1 protein-coding gene is annotated in these 1,132 nt (G+C 45.2%); it reads right to left on the bottom strand.

The window, feature by feature from the left end; all coding sequences use genetic code 11:
* Positions 1-723, bottom strand: a 723-nt coding sequence (locus R7E42_RS25085; RefSeq protein WP_318073252.1) for an SH3 domain-containing protein, incomplete at its 3' end; no start/stop codon positions are given.
* Between the last annotated feature and the right edge of the window lie 409 nt (positions 724-1,132).

The following is a 1,132-nucleotide window of genomic DNA, read 5'->3' as shown; positions in this document are numbered from 1 at the left end:
TGACCCCGTGGTAACATCACCGTCTTTGGTTAACTCATAGCTCAGCGCTCGACACGTGTAGCTGCCCAGCAGCTCGTGTCGGACACTCGATACGGAATGAGTCGCTTGCTGAGCATCGAGCAACGGATTCGGTTGAGTCGACAAAATATCGCGATTTACTACGTTGCTGCGTACGTAATCTTGATGCACGTAGCCCTTAATAACGCCGTTTTGTTCAACCAGAATCCAAGGTTCTCCTTCTACTCTCGCCAACGCATTGAACACTTCGCCTTTTTCAAGTTGCCCCAGCTTTGTACTCTCTACACTCGGTTTGGAGCGCAAATTTAACCCCGTTTTTGAACGATAGGAGACATCCATGAACTCCAGCTTGTTAGAGGTATCCACTCCCTCTTCTACTGGCCTGACTATCTCAGCTTGTTGCCACTCATTAGGTTGCACGCGGATCTTCCACCACGAATAGGTGTCAGGATCTTTGCCTTTGAATTTATCTCGACTATCCGACTCAAGCGCCACAAGCATCTGATTTAAGAAAGATTCCCGCCCTTCACTGCTTAAGTACATGTCCATTTGATCGCTGATCACCATAATACTTTGCGCATGATCGTTCACGATCACCGGAGAAGCCACCTCAGCATTCGTGTTTGATTGAAACAGCTGACAACCAGATAAGCTGATCAATGTTAATGCGAGTGCCGAACGTCCAAGTTGTTTTGCTGTGACCATGAATCCTTTACCTTCTGTTTCTCTTCACCTAATGCAACTACACTACTATAAATGGTCAGCGCGTATTTTCGCCAAGCAATTAAGACCTTTGTGTGATAAGTCGCAATCCCTATACCGGAATTTTGATAACACAAAGCTTTAGGCTGTGATCTTTGTCGCCCGCTCAGGTTCTAGCACGTTTCCTTCACTTTTAACTGATTGCACTTTGAATTGATTGAATGTGTCGATGTATCAGCTGACTATTATTAAACCACTCATCCGATATGAATAAAAAATCGACTTTAGGGTTGACGCGCTCCAAGGAGTGCGGTACTAATTTGTTAACTTAAATTTGTGGAAAGCTTAACAACTATGTCAGCTCATTTTTCTATCCTGCTTAGCCTCCTCCTGATCGTGACCAGTTCGCGCG

This window comes from Vibrio sp. Vb1337 (assembly GCF_033338715.1).
In the GTDB taxonomy this organism is placed as follows: Bacteria; Pseudomonadota; Gammaproteobacteria; order Enterobacterales; family Vibrionaceae; genus Vibrio; species Vibrio alginolyticus.
The sequence above is the reverse complement of the archived record's forward strand: the minus strand, read 5'-3'. Positions and strand labels throughout refer to the sequence as shown.